Below are 24047 nucleotides of genomic sequence, written 5' to 3' on the forward strand. Positions count from 1 at the left end.
GAGGAAATTTACATGTTAGAAGGCTACGGGGCGGTCATCCTCGATGGCACCTGGCTGACGTTGCAGTTGGCCCTGTCATCCATGGCGCTGGCCATTGCCCTGGGATTGATCGTCGTCGCACTCAGGCTCTCGCCCGTGCGCTGGCTGGCCTGGCTGGGGGCGACCTATTCCACGGTCATCCGCGGCATTCCCGACCTGGTGCTGATCCTGCTGATTTTCTTTGGCGGTCAGGACCTGCTCAACCGTGTGGCGCCCTTGCTGGGCTTCGATGACTACATCGACCTCAACCCCCTGGCGGCCGGTATCGGCACCTTGGGCTTCATTTTCGGGGCGTACCTGTCGGAAACCTTCCGCGGTGCGTTCATGGCTATTCCCAAGGGGCAGGCCGAGGCGGGTCTTGCCTATGGCATGAACAGCCGCCAGGTGTTTTTCCGCGTGCTGGTGCCGCAGATGATCCGCCTGGCCATTCCTGGCTTCACCAACAACTGGCTGGTACTGGTGAAAGCCACGGCGCTGGTGTCGGTAGTGGGCCTGCAAGACATGATGTTCAAGGCCAAGGCTGCGGCAGACGCCACGCGCCAGCCGTTCACATTCTTCCTGGCCGTGGCGGCGCTGTACCTGGTGATCACCAGCGTGTCGCTGCTGGCCCTGCGGTTCCTGGAAAAACGCTACTCGGCTGGCGTAAGGGTGGCTGAACTATGATCTTCGACTACAACGTGGTCTGGGAAAACCTGCCGCTGTACTTCAGCGGCGTACTGGAAACCGTCAAGCTGTTGCTGCTGTCGCTGTTCTTCGGCCTGTTGGCGGCCTTGCCGCTGGGGCTGATGCGGGTGTCCAAGCGGCCGCTGGTGAACCTGCCGGCCTGGCTCTACACCTACGTGATCCGCGGCACGCCGATGCTGGTGCAGCTGTTCCTGATCTACTACGGCCTGGCCCAGTTCGCTGCGGTGCGCGAGAGCATCTTCTGGCCGTGGCTGTCCAGCGCCACTTTCTGTGCCTGCCTGGCCTTTGCCATCAACACCAGCGCCTACACCGCCGAGATCGTCGCGGGCAGCCTCAAGGCCACGCCCCATGGCGAGATCGAGGCAGCGCGGGCCATGGGCATGTCGCGGGTCAAGATGTACCGTCGCATCCTGCTGCCGTCGGCCCTGCGCCGTGCGCTGCCGCAGTACAGCAACGAAGTGATCATGATGTTGCAGACCACAAGCCTTGCTTCCATCGTCACCCTGATCGACATCACCGGCGCGGCACGCACGGTGAACGCACAGTACTATCTGCCGTTCGAAGCCTACATCACCGCAGGCGTTTTCTACCTGTGCCTGACCTTTATCCTGGTTCGCCTGTTCAAGCTGGCCGAGCGCCGCTGGCTGGGCTACCTGGCACCACGCAAGGGCTGACCACATGCAACGCATCGATCATCCATTGCCCTGGAGCACCCTGGGCAGCGAGCGCCACCTGAGCGTGTTCCGCTTCGGCAGCGGCGAGCGCAAGGCCTATATCCAGGCCAGCCTGCACGCCGACGAACTGCCGGGCATGCGCACCGCCTGGGCCTTGAAGCAGCGCTTGCAGGCGCTGGAAGCTGCCGGCGCGCTGAACGGCGTTATCGAACTGGTACCGGTGGCCAACCCCATCGGCCTGGGGCAGTTGCTGCAGGGCGCCCACCAGGGGCGTTTCGAGTTCGGCAGTGGCAAGAACTTCAACCGTGATTTCCATGAGTTGAGCGAGCCGGTGGCGGCGGCGCTGCATGGCCAGTTGGGTGACGACGCCCATGCCAACATCCGCCTGATCCGCCAGGCCATGCGTGACGCCTTGGCGGCATTGCCGGCGCCGGCCAGCCAATTGCAGGGCATGCAGCGCGTGCTGCTCAACCATGCCTGTGACGCCGATGTGGTGCTGGACCTGCATTGCGATGCCGACGCGGCGCTGCACATGTACGCGCTGCCCCAGCATTGGCCGCAGTGGCGCTCGCTGGCCGCGCACCTGAACGTGCGCGTGGGCCTGCTGGCCGAAGACTCCGGCGGCAGCTCGTTCGACGAAGCCTGCTCGCTGCCCTGGCTGCGTTTGTCGCGCCAGTTCCCCGAGGCGCAGATTCCATTGGCTTGCCTGGCGACCACGGTCGAACTGGGTGGCCAGGCCGATACCCGCGGCGACGACGCCGAGCGTTATGCCGAAGGGATTCTGGCGTTTCTCGCCGAGCAGGGCCTGATTGCCGGTGACTGGCCTCAGGCCGCGCACGAGCCGTGCGAGGGCATGCCCTTCGAAGGCACCGAGTTGCTGTTTGCCCCGCACCCGGGCGTGGTCAGTTTTCTGCGTGCGCCCGGTGAGTGGGTGGAGGCGGGCGACCCGCTGTTTGAAGTGATCGACCCGCTGGCCGATCAAGTGACTGTCGTGTGTGCCGGTACTGCCGGCGTGCTGTTTGCCATCGAACGACTGCGTTACGCCCAGCCGGGTTTCTGGCTGGCCAAGGTCGCCGGGCGCCAACCCCTTCGTCGCGGGCGCCTGCTCAACGACTGACTGTTTTTGTGAGAACCGCCATGTACAAACTAGAAGTCCAGGATCTGCATAAACGCTACGGCAGTCATGAAGTGCTCAAGGGCGTGTCCCTGGCCGCCAAGGCTGGCGATGTGATCAGCATCATTGGCTCCAGCGGCTCGGGCAAGAGTACTTTCCTGCGTTGCATCAACCTGCTGGAACAGCCCCATGCGGGCAAGATCCTGCTCAACAACGAAGAGCTGCAACTGGTGGCCAGCAAAGATGGCGCCCTGCGCGCCGCTGACCCCAAGCAGTTGCAGCGCATGCGCTCGCGCCTGTCCATGGTGTTCCAGCACTTCAACCTGTGGGCGCACATGAGCGCGCTGGAAAACATCATCGAAGCGCCGATCCATGTATTGGGCGTGTCAAAGAAGCAAGCCATCGAAAAGGCGGAGCACTACCTCAACAAGGTCGGTGTGGCGCATCGCAAGGCTGCCTACCCGGGCCACATGTCCGGTGGTGAGCAGCAGCGCGTGGCCATTGCCCGCGCGCTGGCCATGGAGCCTGAGGTAATGCTGTTCGACGAGCCCACCTCGGCGCTCGACCCGGAGCTGGTGGGTGATGTGCTCAAGGTGATGCAGGACCTGGCCCAGGAAGGTCGCACCATGGTCGTGGTCACCCACGAAATGGGCTTTGCCCGTGAAGTGTCCAACCAACTGGTGTTTCTGCACAAAGGCCTGGTGGAAGAATCGGGCAACCCGCGCGACGTGCTGGCCAATCCGAAATCCGAGCGCCTGCAGCAGTTCCTGTCCGGAAGCCTGAAGTAGTCGTCATTTGATACACATGATGACTGCCGCTTCGTTTTAGAAAGGGGCATGCTGCGCGTCTTGGCAGCTTGTTCCTTCCACCCGCTCGCAGCCCCCGGGCTTGCGAGTATTGATCCTGACCAGGTTTCGGACCGCACCCCATGACAGCCCAACGAATCGGTTTTCTCATCTGGCCGAGCACCAAGGCCCTGACCCTGGCGCTGGCCGAAGAGGCATTGGAAGTTGCCCAGAAGGTGCATCCGGATGTGACCTACGACCTGCAGTTCCTGCACGCCGAGCCTGCCGCCGAGGGTGGCTGGCAGTTGCCGGGCGAGCCGTGGGCGGGGCGCCTGGAAGGGTTGCAGAAGCTGTTCCTGCTGGCCGACGAGCCACCGGTGGCGCTGGCTCCGGCCCTGGCCACGGGCCTCAAGCAACTGGTGCGCTCGGGCTGCGTGATCGGCGGTTTGTCGGCGGGTGTGTACCCCATGGCCCAGGTCGGCCTGCTGGATGGTTACCGGGCAGCGGTGCACTGGCGTTGGCAGGATGACTTTACCGAGCGCTTTCCCAAAGTCATCGCCACCAGCCACCTGTTCGACTGGGATCGCGACCGCATGACCGCCTGTGGCGGTTTGTCGGTACTGGATCTGTTGCTGGCGGTGCTGGCCCGCGATCATGGTGCCGAGCTTGCCGGCGCGGTGTCCGAGGAACTGGTGGTGGAGCGCATCCGTGAAGGCGGCGAGCGCCAGCGCATTCCGCTGCAGAACCGCCTGGGTTCCAGCCACCCCAAGCTCACCCAGGCGGTGCTGCTGATGGAAGCCAACATCGAAGAACCGCTGACCACCGACGAAATCGCCCAGCACGTGTGCGTGTCGCGGCGTCAGTTGGAGCGCATCTTCAAGCAGTACCTCAACCGGGTGCCTAGCCAGTACTACCTGGAACTGCGCTTGAACAAGGCGCGGCAGATGCTGATGCAGACGAGTAAATCGATCATTCAGATTGGTTTGTCGTGCGGGTTCTCGTCGGGGCCGCATTTTTCCAGCGCGTATCGGAATTTCTTTGGTGCAACGCCTCGGGAAGATCGTAATCAGCGCAGAAGCAGTAGTCCGTTTGAGCTGTCGTCGGTGCCTGCCGAGCGCGGGTAGCCTCCCCGCAAGGCTCCCGCCATCCACCCAGGCTGCCAACCCGAAACCCACAGGTCTGGGGTGGGAGCGGGTTCTACCCGCGAAGCGCCGCGCGATCTCACCGCCGGCAAAAAACACCAAGGCACGCACCTTGCGGCGATGATGGGATCTCAAACCACCCCCTCACCAAACCCCAGACACACATCCCCCCTAATGCAATAATATGTCGCATTACTGAAAACCCCTCGTTTTCACGGTTTGGCGCTGTAATAAGTTGTCGCTTGGCGGCAAGGACAAGCGCCACCCAGTCCTTACAATCCCCCCATCGCTGGCCATTACCAGGCCGGCGTTCCTCTTCAGGAGACTCCGATGTCCGTTGAGCATGCCCAGGTGCAACGCGCCGATTTCGACCAGGTAATGGTCCCCAACTATGCCCCGGCTGCCTTCATTCCGGTGCGCGGCGCAGGTTCCCGGGTGTGGGACCAGGCAGGTCGCGAACTGGTGGACTTCTCCGGCGGTATTGCCGTGAACGTGCTGGGCCACGCCCATCCGGCCCTGGTGGCGGCACTGACCGAGCAGGCCAACAAGGTGTGGCACGTCTCCAACGTGTTCACCAACGAACCGGCCCTGCGGCTGGCGCATAAGCTGGTAGACGCCACCTTTGCCGACCGCGTGTTCTTCTGCAACTCCGGCGCTGAAGCCAACGAGGCGGCCTTCAAGCTGGCCCGCCGCGTGGCCCACGACACGTTCGGCCCGGAAAAATACGAAATCATCGCCGCCACCAACAGCTTCCACGGCCGCACCCTGTTCACCGTGAGCGTGGGCGGCCAGCCGAAGTACTCCGACGGTTTCGGCCCGAAGATCACCGGCATCACCCACGTGCCGTACAACGACCTGGCGGCCTTGAAGGCTGCCGTCTCGGACAAGACCTGCGCCGTGGTGCTGGAACCTATCCAGGGTGAAGGTGGCGTGCTGCCGGCTGACCTGGCCTACCTGCAAGGTGCCCGCGAGCTGTGCGACCAGCACAACGCCCTGCTGGTGTTCGACGAAGTGCAGAGCGGCATGGGCCGCAGTGGCGAGCTGTTTGCCTACATGCACTACGGCGTCATTCCGGACATCCTCTCCAGCGCCAAGAGCCTGGGCGGCGGCTTCCCCATCGGCGCCATGCTGACCACCACCGAGTTGGCCAAGCACTTCGCCGTCGGCACCCACGGCACCACCTACGGCGGCAACCCGCTGGCGTGCGCGGTGGGCGAGGCGGTCATGGACGTGATCAACACCCCCGAGGTGCTGGCGGGCGTGAAAGCCAAGCACGAACGCTTCAAGGCCCGCCTGCAGCAGATCGGCGAGCAGTACGGCATCTTTACCGAAGTGCGCGGCATGGGCCTGCTGATCGGCTGTGAGCTCAGCGATGCCTGGAAAGGCAAGGCCAAGGACTTCTTCAACGCTGCCGAGCGGCATGACCTGATGATTCTGCAGGCCGGCCCCGACGTGGTGCGCTTCGCGCCAAGCCTGGTGATCGAAGACGTTGACATCGACGAAGGCCTGAACCGCTTCGAACGTGCGGTCAAGCAACTGACCCAGGCCTGATCCACGGGCTGTAAAAGGCGAGCGCTGCGGCGCTCGCTCATTTTTCCAAGCAATTCCAAGGAGTGACACCATGCTGGTAATGCGCCCTGCGCAAATGGCTGACCTGGCCGAGGTTCAACGCCTGGCCGCGGACAGCCCGATTGGTGTCACGTCCCTGCCGGATGATGCCGACCGCCTGCGCGACAAGATCGCAGCGTCCGAAGCGTCGTTCTCCGCCGAGGTCAGCTTCAATGGCGAGGAAAGCTATTTCTTCGTGCTGGAAGACAGCGAAACCCAGCGCCTGGTCGGTTGTTCGGCCATTGTCGCGTCGGCGGGCTATTCCGAGCCCTTCTACAGTTTCCGTAATGAGACCTTCGTGCACGCTTCCCGCGAGCTGAAGATCCATAACAAGATTCACGTGCTGTCCCAGTGCCATGACCTGACCGGCAACAGCCTGCTCACCAGCTTCTACATGGTGCCGGAGATGGTGGGTAGCGCCTGGTCGGAGCTGACCTCCCGGGCGCGGCTGCTGTTCATGGCCAACCACCCGGAGCGTTTCGCCGACTCGGTGGTGACCGAGATCGTCGGCTACAGCGACGACAGCGGCGACTCGCCGTTCTGGGACGCCATTGGCCGCAACTTCTTCGACATCAACTACGCCGAGGCCGAGCGCCTGTGCGGCATCAAGAGCCGGACCTTCCTGGCCGAACTGATGCCCCATTACCCGATCTACGTGCCGCTGCTGCCCGATGCCGCCCAGGAAGCCATGGGCCAGGTGCACCCGCGTGCGCAGATCACTTTCGACATCCTGATGCGCGAGGGTTTCGAGACCGACCACTACATCGACATCTTCGACGGTGGCCCAACGCTGCATGCGCGCGTTTCAGGCATTCGCTCCATTGCCCACAGCCGCGTGGTACCGGTGAAGCTCGATGGCGGCGCCAGCGACGTGGTCAAGGGCGCGCGCCCTTACCTTGTGGCCAATGCCCAGTTGCAGGATTACCGCGCCGTATTGCTGGAGCTGGACTGGGTGCCTGGCAAGCCGGTGAGCCTGAGCCTGGAGGCTGCCGAAGCGCTGGGTGTGGGTGAGGGCGCCAGTGTGCGCCTGGTAGCTGTTTGATACCTGTCATTCACAGGTCGAGTTCTGCGAGCTGCCCGAGCCGCTCGCGCAAGGAGAAAGCATGATCGTTCGTCCCGTACGCAGCAGCGATTTACCCGCGCTGATTGAGCTTGCGCGCAGCACCGGCACCGGCCTGACCACCTTGCCGGCCAACGAGGAGCGCCTGGCGCACCGCGTGGGCTGGGCCGAAAAGACCTTCCGCGGTGAGGCCGGGCGCGGCGACGCCGACTATCTGTTCGTGCTGGAAGACGACGACGGCCAGGTGGTGGGCATTTCTGCCATCGCCGGCGCCGTCGGCCTGCGCGAGCCCTGGTACAACTACCGGGTGGGCCTGACGGTCAGCGCCTCTCAGGAGCTGAACATCTATCGGGAAATCCCGACGTTGTTCCTGGCCAACGATCTGACTGGCAACTCCGAGCTGTGCTCGCTGTTCCTGCGCAGCGAGCACCGTACCGGCCTCAATGGCCGCCTGTTGTCCAAGGCGCGGCTGATGTTTATCGCCGAATTCCCGCAACTGTTCGGCAACAAGATCATCGCCGAGATGCGCGGCATGTCCGACGAGCACGGTCGTTCGCCGTTCTGGGAAAGCCTGGGCCGGCACTTCTTCAAGATGGAGTTCAGCCAGGCGGACTACCTGACCGGTGTGGGCAACAAGGCGTTCATCGCCGAACTGATGCCCAAGTTTCCGCTGTACACCTGTTTCCTGTCGCCCGCAGCCCGCGAGGTAATTGGTCGCGTGCACACCGATACCGAGCCGGCGCTGACCATGCTCAAGGGCGAGGGCTTCAGCTATCAGGGCTACGTCGATATTTTCGACGCGGGGCCTGCGGTGGAATGCGAAACCGCGAAGATTCGCGCCGTGCAGGACAGCGAGGCGCTGGTGCTGGCCATCGGCACGCCCGGTGACGACGCCACGCCATTCCTCATTCACAACCGCAAGCGCGAAGATTGCCGTGTTACCGCGGCGCCGGCACGCCTGGCAGCCGGCACCCTGGTGGTCGACCCGTTGACTGCCAAGCGCCTGCGCCTGAGCGCGGGTGACCAGGTGCGGGCGGCAAGCCTGTCGCCCCAGCTTCCACGGGAGGTGCGCAAATGAGCAGTCTGTACGTGGCCGGCCAATGGCTGGCAGGCGAGGGCGAGGCCCTTGAATCGCTCAACCCGGTGACCCAGGCCGTGCTGTGGCAAGGCCGTGCGGCCAGTGCCGGGCAGGTCGACCAGGCCGTGTTCGCCGCGCGCCACGCCTTTGTGAGCTGGGCCTCGCGATCGCTGGACGAGCGTATTGGCGTGCTGGAAACCTTCGCCGTGAAGCTCAAGGAGCGCGCCGATGAGCTGGCGCGCTGCATCGGCGAGGAAACCGGCAAGCCGCTGTGGGAAGCGGCCACTGAGGTGACCAGCATGGTCAACAAGGTTGGCATTTCCATCCAGAGTTACCGTGAGCGTACTGGCGAAAAGAGCGGCCCCCTGGCCGACGCCACCGCCGTGCTGCGGCACAAGCCCCACGGCGTGGTCGCCGTGTTCGGCCCGTACAATTTCCCTGGGCACCTGCCCAATGGCCATATCGTTCCTGCGCTGTTGGCCGGCAACGCGGTGCTGTTCAAGCCCAGCGAGCTGACGCCTAAGGTTGCCGAGCTGACGGTGCAGTGCTGGATCGATGCCGGGCTGCCTGCTGGCGTATTGAGCCTGCTGCAAGGCGCTCGCGACACGGGTGTGGCCCTGGCCGCCCACGACGGCATTGACGGCCTGTTCTTCACCGGCTCCAGCCGCACCGGCAACCTGTTGCACAGCCAGTTCGCCGGGCGCCCGGACAAGATCCTGGCCTTGGAAATGGGTGGCAACAACCCGCTGGTGGTGGAGCAGGTCCAAGACCTGGAAGCCGCTGTTTACACCATCATCCAGTCGGCGTTCATCTCTGCCGGCCAACGCTGCACCTGTGCTCGCCGCCTGTTGGTGCCGGAAGGCGCGTGGGGCGATGCCTTGCTCACGCGCCTGGTGCACGTGGCCGGCAACCTGGTGGTGGGAGCCTACGATCAGCAACCCGCGCCGTTCATGGGCTCGGTGGTATCGCTGGCCGCCGCCAAGGCGTTGCTCGACGCCCAGGCGCAACTGCTGGCCAACGGTGCCACAGCGCTGTTGACCATGGCCCAGCCCCAGGCCAATGCCGCGTTGTTGACCGCCGGTATCCTCGATGTCACGGCCGTCTCGCAGCGTGCGGACGAAGAGTGGTTCGGCCCGTTGCTGCAGGTGATTCGCTATGGCCATTTCGATGAAGCCATTGCCGAAGCCAATAACACGCAATACGGCCTGGCCGCCGGCCTGCTGTCCGATTCGGCGGCACGCTACCAGCAGTTCTGGCTGCAGAGCCGCGCCGGCATCGTCAACTGGAACAAGCAATTGACCGGTGCCGCCAGCAGCGCGCCTTTCGGTGGCGTGGGCGCCTCGGGCAACCATCGCGCCAGCGCCTACTACGCGGCTGACTATTGCGCCTACCCGGTGGCCTCCCTGGAAGCGCCCCATGTCAGCCTGCCGGCCAGCCTGACCCCGGGCGTGAAGCTGTAAGCGTGAGCATAACAATGAGATCCATGGAGCCTGGCCGATGAAAGCCTATGAAGTGAATTTTGACGGCCTGGTAGGCCCGACCCACAACTACGGTGGGCTGTCCTACGGCAACGTCGCCTCCCAAAGCAACAGTCAGCAGGCCTCCAACCCGCGTGAAGCGGCGCGCCAGGGCCTGGCCAAGATGAAAGCGCTGATGGAGATGGGCTTCCAGCAGGGCGTGCTCGCCCCCCAGGAGCGCCCGGACGTGGCGGCCCTGCGGGCCCTGGGTTTTGGCGGTACCGATGCCCAGGTCATCCAGCGCGCGGCGTGCGAGGCGATGCCACTGCTGGTGGCCAGCTGCTCGGCGTCGAGCATGTGGGTGGCCAACGCCGCCACGGTCAGTCCCAGCGCCGACACGGCGGATGGGCGCGTGCATTTCACTGCCGCCAATCTGAACTGCAAATACCACCGCAGTATCGAACACCCCACCACCAGCCGCGTGCTGGGGGCCATGTTCGCCCATGAAGGGCATTTTGCCCATCACGCCGCCCTGCCTGCCGTTGGTCAGTTCGGCGACGAGGGCGCGGCAAACCACACGCGCTTCTGCCGGGACTACGGCGAGCCGGGCGTGGAGTTTTTCGTGTTCGGCCGCAGCGCCTTCGACACTCGCTACCCGTCGCCGCAGAAATACCCTGCGAGGCAGACGCTTGAGGCGTCCCAGGCCGTTGCGCGCCTGCATGGCCTAAGCGACGACGGCGTGGTCTACGCTCAGCAGAACCCGGCGGTGATCGATCAGGGCGTGTTCCATAACGACGTGATCGCGGTGGGTAACGGTGAGTTGCTGTTCCATCACGAGGACGCCTTCCTGGACACCGGCCCGATGCTTGCGCAACTGCAGGCTAAACTGGCCAACAGGGGGGGGAGCTTTCAGGCCGTGTGTGTACCGCGCAGCCAGGTGGCGGTCGAGGACGCGGTGCGTTCGTATCTGTTCAACAGCCAGTTGCTGTCGCGGGCCGATGGTTCGATGCTGCTGATCGTGCCCGAAGAGTGCCGCGCCAATCCTCGCGTGTGGCAGTACCTGCAGCAATTGACCGCCCAGGGCGGGCCGATTGGCGAGGTCAAGGTGTTCGACCTCAAGCAAAGCATGCAGAACGGCGGCGGCCCGGCGTGCCTGCGCTTGCGCGTGGCGTTGAACGAAACTGAGCTGGCGGCGGTGAACCCGGGCGTGATCATGACCGCTTCGTTGTACGACACCCTCACCCAATGGGTGGATCGCCACTACCGCGATCGCCTGGGTGAAGCCGACCTGGCCGACCCGCAATTGCTGCTGGAATGTCGCACGGCATTGGATGAACTGACGCAAATCCTTAAACTGGGCTCGGTTTACCCATTCCAACTTCAACCTTGAGAGATTTTCCCCATGTCCGACGCCTTGCGGCTGATTCTTGAAGACACCGACGGCACCCAGCTGGAAACGTCCTGCACCCGTCTTGCCGTGGTTTGGCAAGGCAAGGAGATCTGGATTCAGCAGGACGGTCGCGGCCAACTGCTGATCGGCGTTGACGTAGAAGAAGGCGATGCCGAATACGCCAACCTGCTGCTGCGTCCCCTGGCCACCAACCTGGTCAGTCTGCAACTGGAAATGGAACCGGCCGACGCCGGTGAAGACGACGACCATGTGCATGGTCCGGACTGCAACCACTAAGGACTGACGCCTATGCTCGCCCTCGGCAAGCTGCTTGAATTGACCCTCGCCGGCCGTGAGCCGGCAGAGAAAACTCAGCTGACCGTCGAAGGCGTGCGTATGCGCTGGATCGGCGAGGGCGCCCTTGAGGTGCGGCCTCCCGAGGCCCGGGACAATGGCATGGACCTGCTGCTGTCAGCGGGTATCCATGGCAATGAAACGGCGCCGATCGAGTTGCTCGACGGCCTGTTGCACGATATCGCCCGTGGCAGCCTCAAGCCTCGGGCTCGCATTCTTTTCCTGTTCGGCAACCCCGAAGCGATACGTCGCGGCGAACGGTATCTGGAGCAGGACGTCAACCGCCTGTTCAACGGCAGGCACGAGCTGTCCAGTGGCCCCGAAGCCCTGCGCGCCTGTGAGCTGGAGCGCCTGGCCGCCACTTTCTTCAGCGTGCCCGACCGTACGCGCCTTCACTACGACCTGCACACCGCCATTCGCGGCTCGAAGATCGAGCAGTTTGCCCTGTACCCTTTCAAGGAAGGGCGTGACCACTCGTTGCGCGAACTGGCGCGCCTGGAGGCGGCGGGCATGGAAGCAGTGCTGTTGCAAAGCAAGACGTCCATCACCTTTACCGCCTACACCTACGAGCAGCTGGACGCCGAAGCCTTCACGCTGGAACTGGGCAAGGCGCGGCCGTTCGGGCAGAACCAGCAGGTCAACCTGACGCCGCTGGAAACCCGCCTGAAGCAGATCATCGAGGGGCGTGAGCCCGAGGTGGACGAGCCGCGCAACCTGCAGGTGTTCCGCGTGGCCCGCGAAGTCATCAAGCACAGCGACGCCTTCCGTCTGCACCTGCCGGCGGATGTAGAAAACTTTTCCGAATTGCCCCAGGGCTACCTGCTGGCCGAGGACCTGGCCGAGTGCCGCTGGATCGTGGAAGAGGAGGGCGCGCGCATCATCTTCCCCAACCCGAAGGTCCGGAATGGCTTGCGTGCGGGGATTTTGATCGTGCCTGCTTGATGCTCGGGGCCGCATCATTTGTGGGAGCAGGCTCTGCCCGCTCCCACAGGTGTAATTACGCGACCTTGTGCTGGGCCGTCAGGCGACGCAGGGCGCGGACCTTCTGCAGGGTGTCGGCACAGGTATTCGCCGCTTCCTGGCCCTTGTGCAGGAAGTGCTTGAAGAAGTACTCGTGGTGCTCCTGGCCGTGAAAGTTGTGCGGGGTCAGGGACACCGAGAACACCGGCACTTCAGTTTCCAGTTGCACTTGCATCAGCGCGTTCACCACCGAGGCGGCGACGAAGTCGTGACGGTAGATACCGCCGTCCACCACCAGGGCTGCGCCGACGATGCCGGCGTAACGGCCAGTCTTGGCCAGCAGCTTGGCGTGCAGCGGGATTTCGAAGGCGCCGCCCACTTCGTAGAAGTCGATGTCGCTTTCCTGGTAGCCCAGCTGGGTGATCTGCTCGACGAAGCCTTTACGGGCCTGGTCGACAATATCCTTGTGCCAGCAAGCCTGGATAAAGGCGATGCGCTCGTTGGGGTGGCTTTTGCTGTCGATTGCGGTGGGTTGCATCTACGTTGACTCCTGTTTGATAAAAAACAGGGCAGTTGGATCGAATGGGATTCAAGGGTACGTGGCCTGCCATCGGCCCTTGTGTGCCAATCCCGTTCTCTCTTCATCCGGACTATGACCGTCGGCCCCGGAATCACACCGGGTCTGCTGACCTTGCCAGGTTCATCACCTGCCAAGCGCTCGCGGGCTAGACACATTGCGTGCCATTACCGCCGGTGGGGAATTGCGCCCCGCCCTGAGAACGTTGCTGCCCAAAGGTAGGCGGCGTGAGATTTTTAACATACTTTTTTGCACTATGCATCGCCCATGCGCTAGCGATTTAGTCGTATACGACACGATCCCCGAACCCACAGGGCGTTTTTTGTGGGAGCGGGCTCTGCCCGCGAAAAGGGCGCCGCGCTATTCCAGGTGCTACGCGGTGTACCCTTCGCGGGTAGAACCCGCTCTCACCAGCGGCGGCCGCTAAAGGTGATCGGCTAGCCCGGTGGGGCGTTTTTTTCGCGAATTAACCGTATATTGACAAGCGGAGCACTGTATATAATACGGCCCTTTGCCGTTGAAGCGCCCAAAGGCGTTCGCACTGGCCTATGGCCGCAGCCTGTCGTGGAAGAACCTAATGAAAAGCGCAGAAATCCGTGAAGCCTTCCTTCGCTTCTTCGAAGAGCAAGGTCACACCCGTGTAGCCTCCAGCTCCTTGATCCCGGGCAATGACCCAACCCTGCTGTTCACCAACGCGGGCATGAACCAGTTCAAAGATTGCTTCCTGGGCCAGGAAAAGCGCGCATACACCCGTGCGGTCAGCAGCCAGAAGTGCGTGCGTGCCGGTGGCAAGCACAACGACCTGGAAAACGTCGGCTACACCGCCCGTCACCACACGTTCTTCGAAATGCTGGGCAACTTCAGCTTCGGTGACTACTTCAAGCGTGACGCCATCACCTACGCCTGGACCTTCCTCACTTCGCCGCAGTGGCTGAACCTGCCCAAGGAGAAACTCTGGGTAACGGTTTACGCCAGCGATGACGAAGCGTACGACATCTGGACCAAGGAAGTAGGCGTGCCGGCCGAGCGCATGGTGCGCATTGGCGACAACAAGGGCGCGCCATACGCATCCGACAACTTCTGGACCATGGGCGATACCGGCCCGTGCGGTCCTTGCACCGAGATCTTCTTCGACCACGGCGCCGACATCTGGGGCGGCCCACCCGGCTCGCCGGAAGAAGACGGTGACCGCTACATCGAGATCTGGAACAACGTCTTCATGCAGTTCAACCGCACCGCCGACGGCGTGCTGCACCCGCTGCCAGCCCCCTCGGTAGACACCGGCATGGGCCTTGAGCGCATCAGCGCCGTACTGCAGCACGTGCACTCGAACTACGAGATCGACTTGTTCCAGAGCCTGCTGGCCGCCTCGGCCCAGGCCATCGGTTGCAGCAACGACAACCAGCCTTCGCTGAAAGTGGTGGCCGACCATATCCGTTCCTGTGGCTTCCTGATTGCCGATGGCGTGCTGCCGTCCAACGAAGGCCGCGGCTACGTGCTGCGTCGCATCATTCGTCGTGCCTGCCGCCATGGCAACAAGCTGGGGGCCAAGGGCAGCTTCTTCTACCAGATCGTTGCCGCGCTGGTGGCCGAGATGGGCGAAGCCTTCCCTGAGCTGAAATCCCAGCAGGCGCACATCGAGCGCGTGCTGAAGGCGGAGGAAGAGCAGTTTGCCAAGACCTTGGAGCAGGGCCTGAAAATCCTCGAAGCCGACCTGGCCGAGCTCAAGGGCTCCGTGGTACCGGGCGACGTAGTGTTCAAGCTGTACGACACCTACGGCTTCCCGATGGACCTGACCGGCGACATCGCCCGTGAGCGCAACCTCACCCTGGACGAAGCCGGCTTCGAAAAGGAAATGGAAGCCCAGCGCGTGCGTGCCCGTTCCGCCAGTTCGTTCGGCATGGACTACAACAGCCTGGTCAAGGTTGATGTGCCTACCGTGTTCACTGGCTACACCAACACCCAGTCGGCAGCCAAGGTCGTCGCCCTCTACAAGGAAGGCGTGGCCGTGCAGCAACTGGCCGAAGGCGAAGAGGGTGTGGTTATCCTCGACCAGACACCGTTCTATGGCGAGTCCGGTGGCCAGGTCGGTGACCGTGGCTACCTGCTGGCCGGCAATGGCCGCTTCGATGTGCGCGACACCACCAAGACCGGCGGCGCGTTCCTGCACCACGGTGTGGTGTCGCTGGGCAACCTCAGCGTCGGCACCGAGCTGACGGCCCAGGTGGACGGCGACATGCAGCATGCCACCTCGCTGAACCACTCGGCTACTCACTTGCTGCACGCGGCCTTGCGCCAGGTGCTGGGCGAGCACGTGCAGCAGAAAGGCTCGTTGGTGGACAGCCAGCGCCTGCGCTTCGACTTCAGCCACTTCGAGGCCATCAAGCCCGAGCAGATCAAGGCGCTGGAAGACATCGTCAACGCCGAGATCCGCAAGAACAGTGCGGTGCAGACCGAAGAAACCGACATCGACACCGCCCGTGCCAAGGGCGCCATGGCGCTGTTCGGCGAGAAATACGGCGACCAGGTTCGTGTGCTGAGCATGGGCGGCGATTTCTCCGTCGAGCTGTGCGGCGGCATCCACGCCAACCGTACCGGTGACATCGCCCTGTTCAAGATCACCAGCGAAGGCGGCGTGGCCTCTGGCGTGCGTCGTATCGAAGGCGTCACCGGTGCCGCGGCGCTGGCCTACCTGAACGCTGCGGAAGAGCAGCTCAAGGAAGCCGCGCAACTGGTCAAGGGCAGCCGCGACAACCTGATCGACAAGCTGTCGGCGGTGCTCGAGCGCAACCGTGCGCTGGAGAAACAGCTGGAACAGCTGCAAGCCAAGGCCGCCAGCGCCGCCGGTGATGACCTGTCGGCCTCGGCCGTGGACGTCAAGGGCGTCAAGGTCCTGGCTGCGCGCCTGGACGGCATGGACGGCAAGGCGCTGCTGGCGCTGGTCGACCAGTTGAAGAACAAGCTGGGCGATGGCGTGATCCTGCTCGGTGGCGTGCACGAAGAAAAAGTGGTGCTGGTAGCCGGCGTCACCAAGGAGCTGACTTCGAAACTGAAGGCCGGCGACCTGATGAAGCAGGCTGCCGCAGCAGTGGGCGGCAAGGGCGGCGGTCGTCCGGACATGGCCCAGGGTGGCGGCGTTGATGCCGGCGCGCTGGACGCAGCCCTGGCCCTGACCGTGCCGTTCGTCGAACAAGGTCTCTGATTCACCCTCGCGGGGGCCTGTTGTCTAGTAGCAGGTTCGCGCGTTGTAGCGTTTGAATGTTTAATGGGCGCCCTTCACGGGCTGAGGCGGCTTTGAAATGGCTTTGATCGTACAAAAATTCGGAGGCACCTCCGTCGGCACCGTCGAGCGTATCGAGCAGGTAGCCGAGAAGGTTAAGAAATTCCGCGAAGCCGGCGACGACCTGGTGGTTGTACTGTCTGCCATGAGTGGCGAAACCAACCGCCTGATCGAACTGGCCAAACAGGCCAGCGGCGGTGATCAGCCGGTTCCGCGCGAACTGGACGTGATTGTGTCCACTGGTGAGCAGGTCACCATTGCCTTGCTGGCGATGGCCCTGATCAAGCGTGGTGTGCCGGCCGTGTCCTACACCGGTAATCAGGTTCGCATCCTGACGGACAGCTCGCACACCAAGGCGCGCATCCTGCAGATCGACGACCAGAAGATTCGCTCCGACCTCAAGGCCGGTCGTGTCGTGGTCGTGGCGGGCTTCCAGGGCGTGGACGAGCAGGGCAACATCACCACCCTGGGCCGCGGCGGCTCCGATACCACGGGCGTCGCCCTGGCTGCCGCGCTCAAGGCCGATGAGTGCCAGATCTACACCGACGTCGATGGTGTCTACACCACCGACCCGCGTGTGGTGTCCACGGCCCAGCGCCTGGACAAGATCACCTTTGAAGAGATGCTGGAAATGGCCAGCCTCGGTTCCAAGGTGTTGCAGATTCGCGCGGTGGAATTCGCCGGCAAGTACAACGTCCCGCTGCGCGTGCTGCACAGCTTTCAGGAGGGCCCGGGCACCCTCATTACTATCGATGAAGAGGAATCCATGGAACAGCCGATCATTTCCGGCATCGCCTTCAACCGCGATGAAGCCAAGCTGACCATCCGTGGCGTGCCAGACACCCCAGGCGTGGCCTTCAAGATCCTGGGCCCTATCAGTGCCGCCAACATTGAAGTGGACATGATCGTGCAGAATGTTTCGCACGATAACACCACCGACTTCACCTTCACCGTGCACCGCAACGACTACCAGTCGGCGCTGCAGGTGCTGGAAAACACCGCCAGCGAAATCGGCGCGCGCCAGGTCATCGGCGACACCAAGATCGCCAAGGTGTCGATCGTTGGCGTGGGCATGCGTTCGCACGCCGGCGTAGCTAGCCGCATGTTCGAAGCCCTGGCCAAGGAAAGCATCAACATCCAGATGATCTCCACGTCGGAAATCAAAGTGTCGGTAGTCATCGAAGAGAAGTACCTGGAACTGGCTGTGCGTGCCCTGCACACCGCTTTCGAGCTGGACGCTGCCCGCCAAGGCGAGTAAGCCGTCATCTGTAAAAGGCGCGGCTCAGCCGCGCCTTTTGCTTTTTTACAGACTGTGTTTTGTTTCCCCATGTAATGGGTGAGGAGAGAGGTAATGTTGATTCTGACTCGTCGGTGCGCGGAAAGCCTGGTGATTGGTGATGGCGAGATCACCGTGACCGTGCTCGGCGTGAAAGGCAATCAGGTGCGTATCGGCGTCAACGCCCCCAAAGAGGTGGCTGTACACCGCGAGGAAATCTACCTGCGGATCAAGCAGGAGCAGGGCGAGGAACCAAGTGCTTAATTAATTTAGCTTTTTTTGAAAAAAGTGCTTGCGTCAAAAAGGGGCTGTCGATAATATACGCCCCGTGTTGCGGAGAGCTGGCCGAGTGGCCGAAGGCGCTCCCCTGCTAAGGGAGTACACCTCAAAAGGGTGTCGGGGGTTCGAATCCCCCGTTCTCCGCCATTATTTCTTTAGGGCGTTGAAAACTGGCTTTTAGGTAAGTTGTTGAATTTACTGAAAAAGTGCTTTACAAAAAGTTTTGACGAACTATGATGCGCGGCAACATATGCACTCGTAGCTCAGCTGGATAGAGTACTCGGCTACGAACCGAGCGGTCACAGGTTCGAATCCTGTCGAGTGCACCATTTAAGAGGCTTGTTTCGGTAACGGAAGAAGCAGCTTGCAACAAACCAGAGGTGATCTGGTCCATCAAGTACCATTGTGCACTCGTAGCTCAGCTGGATAGAGTACTCGGCTACGAACCGAGCGGTCACAGGTTCGAATCCTGTCGAGTGCACCATTTTACGAAAATTGTTTCTTGTGAAACGGTCTTCTGCTTCAACCAGAGGTGATCTGGTCTACCAAGCGCCAACCCTGCACTCGTAGCTCAGCTGGATAGAGTACTCGGCTACGAACCGAGCGGTCACAGGTTCGAATCCTGTCGAGTGCACCATACAAGTGAAAGCCCGCCTTCTTCTGAAGGCGGGCTTTTTGCTTTCTGCGGGTTTCATTTGCGTCCCCGTTCCCAGTTCCGATACCCCCAGGCACACCGCACCTGAGCTGACTAAAAGCTCGCTGGCAAGCCAGCTCCCACAAAGACAGTTGCTGCTACAAGTCTTCGCTCATGCGCTTTAGCTCTGCGTCGAGCCGCTTGCGCTCGTCCCGCTCCCGGGTTGCCGTGCGTTCGCTCTCGCGGCTCAAGAAGGGGTGGTAGGCCCTGTGCAGGCTTTGCAGCGTCTCAGGCGGACACTGCTGGGTGGTGAACGTCAGGTGCCCGTGCTCGTCCTCGCAGCGCGACACGGTCTGCGCCAGGGCGCTCAGGGCAGGGCACAGCATCAGCAGGGCAAGCAGCGGGCGCACGCGCGGCATCGAACATCCTCCTCGGTTGTACTGTCCAAAGCCTAGCGGCGTTTTCCCCAAGGCCTGCTGTGCTTTCGTTGCAGCATGCGTCGTCCTATTCGGCAGTGTTCGAAGCGACCGTGGATTTCGTACGCAAGCATTTGTTCTTCCCAGATTTTTTCGCATTAAAAGCCTGCAGGCGGTGTATCATTGCGCCCGTCAGCCCCGCCGGGGCTTTGGACTATTTTCATGGACTTACCCAGTAGTTACTCAATAGCTCGCAACACCTATCAAGAATCGACCGATTGAACCTCCGGCGTGCTCCGCTGCTGGGGGTGGAGTTCGCCTATGACTGAAGTAGAAGTAAGAAAGCCGCAGGACAGCCTGCAGGATCGCCTGGCCCAGGTGGTCGAGTTGCTGCAACGCCAGCGCGTGGTCGAAGACCTGACTCATCGTCAGGAAGGCCAGCATGCCAATCGGGTCGAAAACCTGGTTCATCGGCAAAACCTGGTGGAGTTGCAACGCAAGCTTGACGACCTGCACTCCGCTGACGTCGCCTACATCCTTGAAGCCTTGCCCCTGGAAGACCGCCTGACGGTCTGGCAGTTGGTCAAGGTCGAGCGTGATGGCGACATCCTTCTGGAAGTGTCCGACTCCGTTCGTGAAACCCTGATCGCCGACATGGACGATCACGAGTTGCTCGCGGCCGCCAAGGAAATGGACGCTGACGAACTCGCCGACCTGGCCCCCGAGCTGCCCCGCGATGTGGTGCACGAGCTGATGGAAAGCCTCGATGCCCAGCAGCGCGAACGTGTGCGTTCGGCCCTGAGCTACGACGAGGAGCAGGTGGGTGCGCTGATGGACTTCGAGATGGTCACCATCCGCGAAGACGTCAGCCTGGAAGTGGTGCTGCGCTACCTGCGCCGCCTCAAGGAATTGCCGGGCCATACCGACAAGCTGTTCGTGGTCGACCATGACGGCGTGCTCAAGGGTGTGTTGCCCATCAAGCGCCTGCTGGTCAACGATCCGGACAAGCAGGTGGCCGACGTCATGGCCAACGACCCTGTGTCGTTCCATCCCGACGAAGACGCCTACGACGCCGCTCAAGCGTTCGAGCGCTATGACTTGATCTCGGCCCCCGTGGTCGACAAGAACGCACGCCTGATCGGCCGTCTGACCATCGATGAGATGGTCGACCTGATTCGTGAAGAAAGCGAGACCGAAGTGCTGAACATGGCCGGCCTGCGCGAAGAGGAAGACATCTTCGCCTCCGTGTGGCGTTCGCTGCGCAACCGCTGGTCATGGCTGGCCATCAACCTGATCACCGCCTTCGTCGCCTCGCGGGTGATCGGCCTGTTCGAAGGCTCCATCGAGCGCCTGGTGGCCCTGGCCGCGCTGATGCCCATCGTTGCCGGCATCGGCGGCAACTCCGGCAACCAGACCATCACCATGATCGTGCGCGCCATGGCGCTGGACCAGGTGAGCCCGGGCAACAGCAACACCACGCGCCTGCTGCGCAAGGAACTGGCAGTGTCGTTGATCAACGGCATCGTCTGGGGCGGGGTGATCGGCGTGGTGGCCTACCTGCTCTATGGCAGCTGGTCACTGGGCGTGGTGATGACCGCGGCCATGACCCTCAACCTGCTGCTGGCGGCCTTCATGGGCGTCATAATCCCCATGACCCTGGCCAGGTTCGGCCGCGACCCGGCCATGGGCTCCAGCGTGATGATCACCGCCATGACCGACAGCGGCGGCTTCTTCATCTTCCTGGGCCTGGCGACCCTGTTCCTGATGTAGGTCGAACCCGCGCCCACAAAAAAGCCAGCTTTCGCTGGCTTTTTTCATGGGCGCTTGCAATGCCTCACGACGCGTCGGCAGTGGCCTCGGCATTATGATCGATCAGCGACACCAGGGCGTTCTGCTGGCGGTGCGACAGTTGGCGGAAGCGTTGCAGCAGTTCGCGCTCGTGCAGCGACAGCTCCGGGCTGTCCAGGCGCATGCTCAGTTCTTCGCCCAGCGCACCTTCCTGAATCAGGCTTTGCTCCAGGCGGGCGATGATTTCCGAGTTCATGCTGCGGTGATGATTACGAGCTACCTCTGCGATGCGCTCACGCATTCCGTCGGGAAGGCGTACGACGAATTTGTCAGCCGTACGGCTGGAGTAAATAGCCTGTTTCAATGGGCGCATATATTTGACCGTTTAGTTCAGGGGGAGCGGTTCTCGAAATTAGCCGCACGATGTGTTTACGACAGTCGATACAGCAAAAGTTCAACCTGAATTGTGAAAGAGGCTTCTATGATGCCTCATAGTCGCCATTTCATTGGCGCCAATTCTGTGACAAATATTGAACTGAATAAGGGCTTTTTGCCAGCACCAATTATCAGAAATGAGCACTGGTTGGAAAATCCTCATCTGTGCCTCGACTGCTCGGTCTCGTCATCGCCTCTCAAGAGGTGCTCTGGCTCGTCGGGTGCAACCTGTGCACAATGACGCGCGAGCTACCCTATGATTCAGCATAGTGGCATTTTGGCAGGTTGCCAGCATGCCAGCCTATAGAGCGATGAGATGTCGGGACGTTTGATTTACCTCATGGGGCCTTCCGGGGCCGGCAAGGACAGTGTGATTGACGCGGCGCGCGTTGCCTTGCAGCGCGTGAATGTGCACGTGGCGCGCAGGATTATCACCCGGTCTACCGAGGCAGTGGGTGAACATGCCATTGGCGTCAGTCCGGATACCTTTGCGCAAATGCGCGAGGCGGGCGAGTTTGCCATGAACTGGCAAGCCAATGGATTGGAATATGGTATCGGTCGTGACATCAACCTGCGCCTGGCGGCCGGCCATCACGTGCTGGTCAATGGCTCGCGGGCCTGGTTGCCCCAGGCAATGGAGGTTTTTCCGAGCCTGGTGCCGATATTGATCACGGTTGACTCGGCCACGTTGCGCCAACGCTTGCTGGCGCGGGGTCGTGAAAGTCTGGCGCAGATCGAGGAGCGCCTGGCGCGCAACGACCGCCTGCAAGCAGACCCAGGCCAGTGGGAAGAGGGGAGCGTGCGCATCGAGGCGCTGGACAATTCCGCCGACCTTGCGTCAGCAGTGCAGCGCCTGATGGCGCTGCTGGCACGTCACGGCATCAACGCAGTGACGGATCGAACTTGATCTTGCGGCCGCGAAACAGCGCTAGCAGCAACAGGGTCGCCGACACGCCGCTGCCAATGCCGAACAATGCGCTGGCCTGACCGGCGTCGGGCGGCATGGTGACGGCGGCCAGGAAGCTGAAAAGGGCTATCAGAAAAAAGGCCCATGCGGCTTTCGACATGTGCTGCTCCTCAAAAGGTATAGCGTTCAGTATGGATCACCGGCGTCGCCTCGCCCTGCTGTTGCTGCGAGGTGAGCACCGGCATCCCTCTGTGCGGCTTCATGTCCGCCAGCTGCGCGGCTGGCCGGGCCATGAACTGTTCGGCCTGAACATGCACCAGCGCCGGATCGGGTTGTTTTTCGGTCTGAAAATGGAACGCAACCAGCGCAACGACGGCCAAAGCATTCAAAGCATAGAGGGTGGTGTTCATGGGGCTTGTCTCCGCAGAGTGAAGGGCTGCCTGGCCACTTTTTATGGAAGTGAATACAGCAGGCCCCGTGCCAACTCTGATACTCGGATAAAACCCAGCATTTTCAGTAGTTTACAGGGTTTTAACGTCGCTGGCAGATTGCAATCTGCAAGATGGCATTTTGGTAGGCTTGCAAAATGCACGACGGTGCGCAGCTGCCGGGCCAGAGCGCTTGCGGCATGATCGCGAAAAGTTCCCTTTTCATCGACATTACCTACAGGCAAAAAGCCAACGGATGACATGACAAATCCCGGGCGGCTGGTTAACATGCTCGCCGTCCATCGTGCTGCCGGTTCCTGGCAGCGCTCAGCAAAATGTCTCAGTAGCTCAATTGGATAGAGCATCCCCCTCCTAAGGGGAAGGTTGCAGGTTCGAACCCCGCCTGGGACACCACTTCCTATATAACGCCGTGCACAAACTCGAAGCTGTTGGTTTCGGGTCAAGCTGATTCGCCCAAAACCTTTCCACGCATACCTTTGGCCGCTGCTGCCGGGCTGCGCTGGCCTCTGCGTGGCTTGGAGGTTTGCAGTGCGCCTGGAGTACCACGCCGCGGGTTGTGGCTGGCAAACTGCGCAAGGAGTACAAATGTACCCCTACCCTATGCCAGGCCATCGTTCGCCTTGTACTACCGACGTGCGCGGTCAGTGACGTTGTCTATGCTCTCTGGCGTCGGCCCGCGTCTGGCGCGGTTGCTGTGCGCGGTGGAGTGCCGATCCACTAGAACAACACAAGGAGCGTCTCATGAAATCTGCTTTCAGGTTGCCCGCGACCTTTGCCATGGCGGCTTTGGCCTCTGCTGTTTCAATGTGGGCGCAGGCTGCCGACATTCCTCTGGGTACCCACGTAGAAGCTGACGAAGCGGTGGCCAAGGTGGTATCGGTGGATGCGGCGCATCACCAGGTGGTGCTGCAGGGAAAGGATGGGCAGCCAGTACCTATCCAGTTGAGTGACCAGGCCAAGGACCTGGGGCATCTGAAGCCAGGGGATCAGGTGCATATGTTGGTGACTCACTCCGTGGCCGAAGTGCTGGACACCAGCGTGGGTGGCGAGCCGGGTGCCACGAGTCAGGGTGGGGTGGTGCGTGCTACCGCAGCCAACCCGAATCCGGGTGGCGCGGCGTTCAGGCAGGTGCAGGTTCGGTTGAAGATCATTCGCGTGGACCTGGCGAAAAACCAGGTGGTGTTCGAAGGTCCCGTGGGGCGTGACAAGGTAATCAACGTGGAGCGCCCGGAAATTCGTGCGCGGTTGAAGGACCTTAAGGTCGGGCAGACGGTGTTGGTGACGTACACCGATACCCTCAAGGTGACGACTGAGCATAAGGGGTGAGGGGCTGCGCTGCTTATATATAGAGGTGTGAGAGAAGGGCGGGCCGGTGGGTGCGTGTTGTGGGATTGCGTCAGGCGGCGAAGCGCCGCGCGGGCGGCGCTCGCTGTTGTGAGGTTTGAAGATCCCCAGGCATGCACCTGGTGGCCTTTATAGGGTCCCCTTTGGGATGCTTTTGATCTTTATGGCAATTTGTTGAAATCAAAGCTTGACGCCCCCTCAGATCTCTCTATAATTCGCCCCACTTCCGGCGCAGACCAAACGGAAAACTCCTTGAGTTTCAAAGAGTTAACCGAAGTAGCCAGCGAGGAAGCGCTTCGGTGAAGCAGATCGAAAGC

24 protein-coding genes, 5 tRNA genes and 1 riboswitch are annotated in these 24047 nt (G+C 61.9%); of the genes, 23 read left to right on the forward strand and 6 right to left on the reverse strand.

The annotated features are described in order from the left end of the window. The first annotated feature begins 12 nt into the window (after positions 1 to 12). From PMM47T1_RS25465 to astE, 12 genes are all read left to right on the forward strand, one after another. Complete coding sequence (locus tag PMM47T1_RS25465) at positions 13 to 702, forward strand: ABC transporter permease (protein ID WP_008374487.1); 690 nt, start codon at positions 13 to 15, stop codon at positions 700 to 702. Next, a complete protein-coding gene (locus tag PMM47T1_RS25470; protein ID WP_008374490.1) occupies positions 699 to 1397 on the forward strand; it encodes an ABC transporter permease in 699 nt (232 codons plus the stop codon). Before PMM47T1_RS25465 ends, PMM47T1_RS25470 begins: the two co-directional genes overlap by 4 nt. A 4-nt stretch (positions 1398 to 1401) precedes the next feature. Further along, entirely contained in the window at positions 1402 to 2514 is a 1113-nt protein-coding gene (locus tag PMM47T1_RS25475; RefSeq protein WP_008374492.1) for a M14 family metallopeptidase, read from the forward strand. A 20-nt stretch (positions 2515 to 2534) separates the two neighbouring features. After that, a complete protein-coding gene (locus PMM47T1_RS25480; RefSeq protein WP_008374494.1) occupies positions 2535 to 3299 on the forward strand; it encodes an ABC transporter ATP-binding protein in 765 nt (254 codons plus the stop codon). 140 nt (positions 3300 to 3439) lie between these two features. After that, a complete protein-coding gene (argR, locus tag PMM47T1_RS25485; protein ID WP_008374496.1) occupies positions 3440 to 4420 on the forward strand; it encodes a transcriptional regulator ArgR in 981 nt (326 codons plus the stop codon). A 348-nt stretch (positions 4421 to 4768) separates the two neighbouring features. Further along, entirely contained in the window at positions 4769 to 5989 is a 1221-nt protein-coding gene (locus tag PMM47T1_RS25490; protein ID WP_008374498.1) for an aspartate aminotransferase family protein, read from the forward strand. 70 nt (positions 5990 to 6059) lie between these two features. Further along, the gene (gene aruF / locus PMM47T1_RS25495) at positions 6060 to 7088 is read left to right on the forward strand and encodes an arginine/ornithine succinyltransferase subunit alpha (protein WP_008374500.1); all 1029 of its coding nucleotides are present in this window, start codon (positions 6060 to 6062) and stop codon (positions 7086 to 7088) included. A gap of 61 nt (positions 7089 to 7149) precedes the next feature. Further along, positions 7150 to 8184 (forward strand): arginine N-succinyltransferase, encoded by a 1035-nt coding sequence (astA, locus tag PMM47T1_RS25500; protein WP_008374502.1) that lies wholly within the window; start codon positions 7150 to 7152, stop codon positions 8182 to 8184. After that, positions 8181 to 9644 (forward strand): succinylglutamate-semialdehyde dehydrogenase, encoded by a 1464-nt coding sequence (astD, locus tag PMM47T1_RS25505; RefSeq protein ID WP_008374504.1) that lies wholly within the window; start codon positions 8181 to 8183, stop codon positions 9642 to 9644. Before astA ends, astD begins: the two co-directional genes overlap by 4 nt. 37 nt (positions 9645 to 9681) lie before the next feature. After that, positions 9682 to 11031, forward strand: coding sequence for an N-succinylarginine dihydrolase (gene astB / locus PMM47T1_RS25510; protein WP_008374506.1), 1350 nt, complete (start codon positions 9682 to 9684; stop codon positions 11029 to 11031). A gap of 12 nt (positions 11032 to 11043) precedes the next feature. Continuing rightward, on the forward strand, positions 11044 to 11328 hold the full coding sequence (locus PMM47T1_RS25515) for a hypothetical protein (RefSeq protein WP_008374508.1): 285 nt from the start codon (positions 11044 to 11046) through the stop codon (positions 11326 to 11328). Between the two features lie 12 nt (positions 11329 to 11340). Continuing rightward, positions 11341 to 12327, forward strand: coding sequence for a succinylglutamate desuccinylase (astE, locus tag PMM47T1_RS25520; protein WP_008374510.1), 987 nt, complete (start codon positions 11341 to 11343; stop codon positions 12325 to 12327). Positions 12328 to 12382: 55 nt separating this feature from the next. On the opposite strand, the gene PMM47T1_RS25525 is transcribed toward astE, so the two are convergent. Then, on the reverse strand, positions 12383 to 12883 hold the full coding sequence (locus PMM47T1_RS25525) for a 6,7-dimethyl-8-ribityllumazine synthase (protein WP_008374513.1): 501 nt from the start codon (positions 12881 to 12883) through the stop codon (positions 12383 to 12385). A 90-nt stretch (positions 12884 to 12973) separates the two neighbouring features. Further along, positions 12974 to 13130: riboswitch (FMN riboswitch) on the reverse strand. 369 nt (positions 13131 to 13499) lie between these two features. Between PMM47T1_RS25525 and alaS the strand changes: the two genes are divergently transcribed. The 7 genes from alaS to PMM47T1_RS25560 all read left to right on the forward strand — a co-directional run bounded on the left by alaS (position 13500) and on the right by PMM47T1_RS25560 (position 18394). Then, positions 13500 to 16124 carry an alanine--tRNA ligase gene (alaS, locus tag PMM47T1_RS25530; protein WP_008374515.1) on the forward strand — a complete coding sequence of 875 codons (2625 nt, stop codon included), beginning with the start codon at positions 13500 to 13502 and terminating at the stop codon, positions 16122 to 16124. A gap of 97 nt (positions 16125 to 16221) precedes the next feature. Beyond that, on the forward strand, positions 16222 to 17460 hold the full coding sequence (locus PMM47T1_RS25535; protein ID WP_008374517.1) for an aspartate kinase: 1239 nt from the start codon (positions 16222 to 16224) through the stop codon (positions 17458 to 17460). 93 nt (positions 17461 to 17553) lie between these two features. Then, a complete protein-coding gene (gene csrA / locus PMM47T1_RS25540) occupies positions 17554 to 17742 on the forward strand; it encodes a carbon storage regulator CsrA (RefSeq protein ID WP_008374519.1) in 189 nt (62 codons plus the stop codon). 71 nt (positions 17743 to 17813) lie between these two features. Then, positions 17814 to 17904 (forward strand) — tRNA-Ser (locus tag PMM47T1_RS25545). 105 nt (positions 17905 to 18009) lie between these two features. Then, positions 18010 to 18086: transfer RNA gene (locus PMM47T1_RS25550), tRNA-Arg, on the forward strand. Between the two features lie 78 nt (positions 18087 to 18164). Next, positions 18165 to 18241: transfer RNA gene (locus tag PMM47T1_RS25555), tRNA-Arg, on the forward strand. A gap of 76 nt (positions 18242 to 18317) precedes the next feature. Continuing rightward, positions 18318 to 18394: transfer RNA gene (locus PMM47T1_RS25560), tRNA-Arg, on the forward strand. Between the two features lie 155 nt (positions 18395 to 18549). On the opposite strand, the gene PMM47T1_RS25565 is transcribed toward PMM47T1_RS25560, so the two are convergent. Further along, positions 18550 to 18810 (reverse strand): DUF4124 domain-containing protein, encoded by a 261-nt coding sequence (locus PMM47T1_RS25565; protein WP_008374520.1) that lies wholly within the window; start codon positions 18808 to 18810, stop codon positions 18550 to 18552. A gap of 318 nt (positions 18811 to 19128) precedes the next feature. On the opposite strand from PMM47T1_RS25565, the gene mgtE reads away from it, so the two are divergent. Further along, the gene (gene mgtE / locus PMM47T1_RS25570) at positions 19129 to 20577 is read left to right on the forward strand and encodes a magnesium transporter (protein WP_008374522.1); all 1449 of its coding nucleotides are present in this window, start codon (positions 19129 to 19131) and stop codon (positions 20575 to 20577) included. Between the two features lie 64 nt (positions 20578 to 20641). Here mgtE and PMM47T1_RS25575 read toward each other — a convergent pair whose 3' ends face one another. After that, entirely contained in the window at positions 20642 to 20968 is a 327-nt protein-coding gene (locus PMM47T1_RS25575; protein WP_008374525.1) for an Arc family DNA-binding protein, read from the reverse strand. Positions 20969 to 21346: 378 nt separating this feature from the next. Here PMM47T1_RS25575 and phnN point away from each other — a divergent pair, with 378 nt between their 5' ends. Then, positions 21347 to 21937, forward strand: coding sequence for a phosphonate metabolism protein/1,5-bisphosphokinase (PRPP-forming) PhnN (phnN, locus tag PMM47T1_RS25580; protein ID WP_008374526.1), 591 nt, complete (start codon positions 21347 to 21349; stop codon positions 21935 to 21937). Here phnN and PMM47T1_RS25585 read toward each other — a convergent pair. Genes PMM47T1_RS25585 through PMM47T1_RS30010 form a run of 3 tightly spaced genes read right to left on the reverse strand, consistent with a single transcriptional unit; the run spans position 21912 to position 22655 of the window. Further along, the gene (locus PMM47T1_RS25585; RefSeq protein ID WP_008374528.1) at positions 21912 to 22097 is read right to left on the reverse strand and encodes a PA3371 family protein; all 186 of its coding nucleotides are present in this window, start codon (positions 22095 to 22097) and stop codon (positions 21912 to 21914) included. The genes phnN and PMM47T1_RS25585 overlap by 26 nt on opposite strands. Before the next feature lie 10 nt (positions 22098 to 22107). Continuing rightward, positions 22108 to 22347 (reverse strand): hypothetical protein, encoded by a 240-nt coding sequence (locus tag PMM47T1_RS25590; protein ID WP_008374531.1) that lies wholly within the window; start codon positions 22345 to 22347, stop codon positions 22108 to 22110. A 41-nt stretch (positions 22348 to 22388) separates the two neighbouring features. After that, positions 22389 to 22655, reverse strand: a complete 267-nt coding sequence (locus tag PMM47T1_RS30010) for a hypothetical protein (RefSeq protein ID WP_157213088.1) — start codon at positions 22653 to 22655, stop codon at positions 22389 to 22391. Positions 22656 to 22702: 47 nt separating this feature from the next. On the opposite strand from PMM47T1_RS30010, the gene PMM47T1_RS25595 reads away from it, so the two are divergent. Together PMM47T1_RS25595 and PMM47T1_RS25600 are read left to right on the forward strand one after the other, a co-directional pair. Beyond that, positions 22703 to 22779, forward strand: a tRNA-Arg gene (locus tag PMM47T1_RS25595). A 348-nt stretch (positions 22780 to 23127) separates the two neighbouring features. Continuing rightward, on the forward strand, positions 23128 to 23712 hold the full coding sequence (locus PMM47T1_RS25600) for a hypothetical protein (RefSeq protein ID WP_043301527.1): 585 nt from the start codon (positions 23128 to 23130) through the stop codon (positions 23710 to 23712). The last annotated feature ends 335 nt before the right edge of the window (positions 23713 to 24047 follow it).

Source organism: Pseudomonas sp. M47T1 (genome assembly GCF_000263855.1).
Classification (GTDB): Bacteria; Pseudomonadota; Gammaproteobacteria; order Pseudomonadales; family Pseudomonadaceae; genus Aquipseudomonas.

Bases quoted from the DNA above. Each gene is read 5' to 3' on its own strand.
- PMM47T1_RS25465 (WP_008374487.1), top strand. From the start codon at position 13: ATGTTAGAAGGCTACGGGGCGGTCATCCTCGATGGCACCTGGCTGACG.
- PMM47T1_RS25470 (WP_008374490.1), top strand. From the start codon at position 699: ATGATCTTCGACTACAACGTGGTCTGGGAAAACCTGCCGCTGTACTTC.
- PMM47T1_RS25475 (WP_008374492.1), top strand. From the start codon at position 1,402: ATGCAACGCATCGATCATCCATTGCCCTGGAGCACCCTGGGCAGCGAG.
- PMM47T1_RS25480 (WP_008374494.1), top strand. From the start codon at position 2,535: ATGTACAAACTAGAAGTCCAGGATCTGCATAAACGCTACGGCAGTCAT.
- argR (WP_008374496.1), top strand. From the start codon at position 3,440: ATGACAGCCCAACGAATCGGTTTTCTCATCTGGCCGAGCACCAAGGCC.
- PMM47T1_RS25490 (WP_008374498.1), top strand. From the start codon at position 4,769: ATGTCCGTTGAGCATGCCCAGGTGCAACGCGCCGATTTCGACCAGGTA.
- aruF (WP_008374500.1), top strand. From the start codon at position 6,060: ATGCTGGTAATGCGCCCTGCGCAAATGGCTGACCTGGCCGAGGTTCAA.
- astA (WP_008374502.1), top strand. From the start codon at position 7,150: ATGATCGTTCGTCCCGTACGCAGCAGCGATTTACCCGCGCTGATTGAG.
- astD (WP_008374504.1), top strand. From the start codon at position 8,181: ATGAGCAGTCTGTACGTGGCCGGCCAATGGCTGGCAGGCGAGGGCGAG.
- astB (WP_008374506.1), top strand. From the start codon at position 9,682: ATGAAAGCCTATGAAGTGAATTTTGACGGCCTGGTAGGCCCGACCCAC.
- PMM47T1_RS25515 (WP_008374508.1), top strand. From the start codon at position 11,044: ATGTCCGACGCCTTGCGGCTGATTCTTGAAGACACCGACGGCACCCAG.
- astE (WP_008374510.1), top strand. From the start codon at position 11,341: ATGCTCGCCCTCGGCAAGCTGCTTGAATTGACCCTCGCCGGCCGTGAG.
- PMM47T1_RS25525 (WP_008374513.1), bottom strand. From the start codon at position 12,883: ATGCAACCCACCGCAATCGACAGCAAAAGCCACCCCAACGAGCGCATC.
- alaS (WP_008374515.1), top strand. From the start codon at position 13,500: ATGAAAAGCGCAGAAATCCGTGAAGCCTTCCTTCGCTTCTTCGAAGAG.
- PMM47T1_RS25535 (WP_008374517.1), top strand. From the start codon at position 16,222: ATGGCTTTGATCGTACAAAAATTCGGAGGCACCTCCGTCGGCACCGTC.
- csrA (WP_008374519.1), top strand. From the start codon at position 17,554: ATGTTGATTCTGACTCGTCGGTGCGCGGAAAGCCTGGTGATTGGTGAT.
- PMM47T1_RS25565 (WP_008374520.1), bottom strand. From the start codon at position 18,810: ATGCCGCGCGTGCGCCCGCTGCTTGCCCTGCTGATGCTGTGCCCTGCC.
- mgtE (WP_008374522.1), top strand. From the start codon at position 19,129: ATGACTGAAGTAGAAGTAAGAAAGCCGCAGGACAGCCTGCAGGATCGC.
- PMM47T1_RS25575 (WP_008374525.1), bottom strand. From the start codon at position 20,968: ATGCGCCCATTGAAACAGGCTATTTACTCCAGCCGTACGGCTGACAAA.
- phnN (WP_008374526.1), top strand. From the start codon at position 21,347: ATGTCGGGACGTTTGATTTACCTCATGGGGCCTTCCGGGGCCGGCAAG.
- PMM47T1_RS25585 (WP_008374528.1), bottom strand. From the start codon at position 22,097: ATGTCGAAAGCCGCATGGGCCTTTTTTCTGATAGCCCTTTTCAGCTTC.
- PMM47T1_RS25590 (WP_008374531.1), bottom strand. From the start codon at position 22,347: ATGAACACCACCCTCTATGCTTTGAATGCTTTGGCCGTCGTTGCGCTG.
- PMM47T1_RS30010 (WP_157213088.1), bottom strand. From the start codon at position 22,655: ATGTTAACCAGCCGCCCGGGATTTGTCATGTCATCCGTTGGCTTTTTG.
- PMM47T1_RS25600 (WP_043301527.1), top strand. From the start codon at position 23,128: ATGAAATCTGCTTTCAGGTTGCCCGCGACCTTTGCCATGGCGGCTTTG.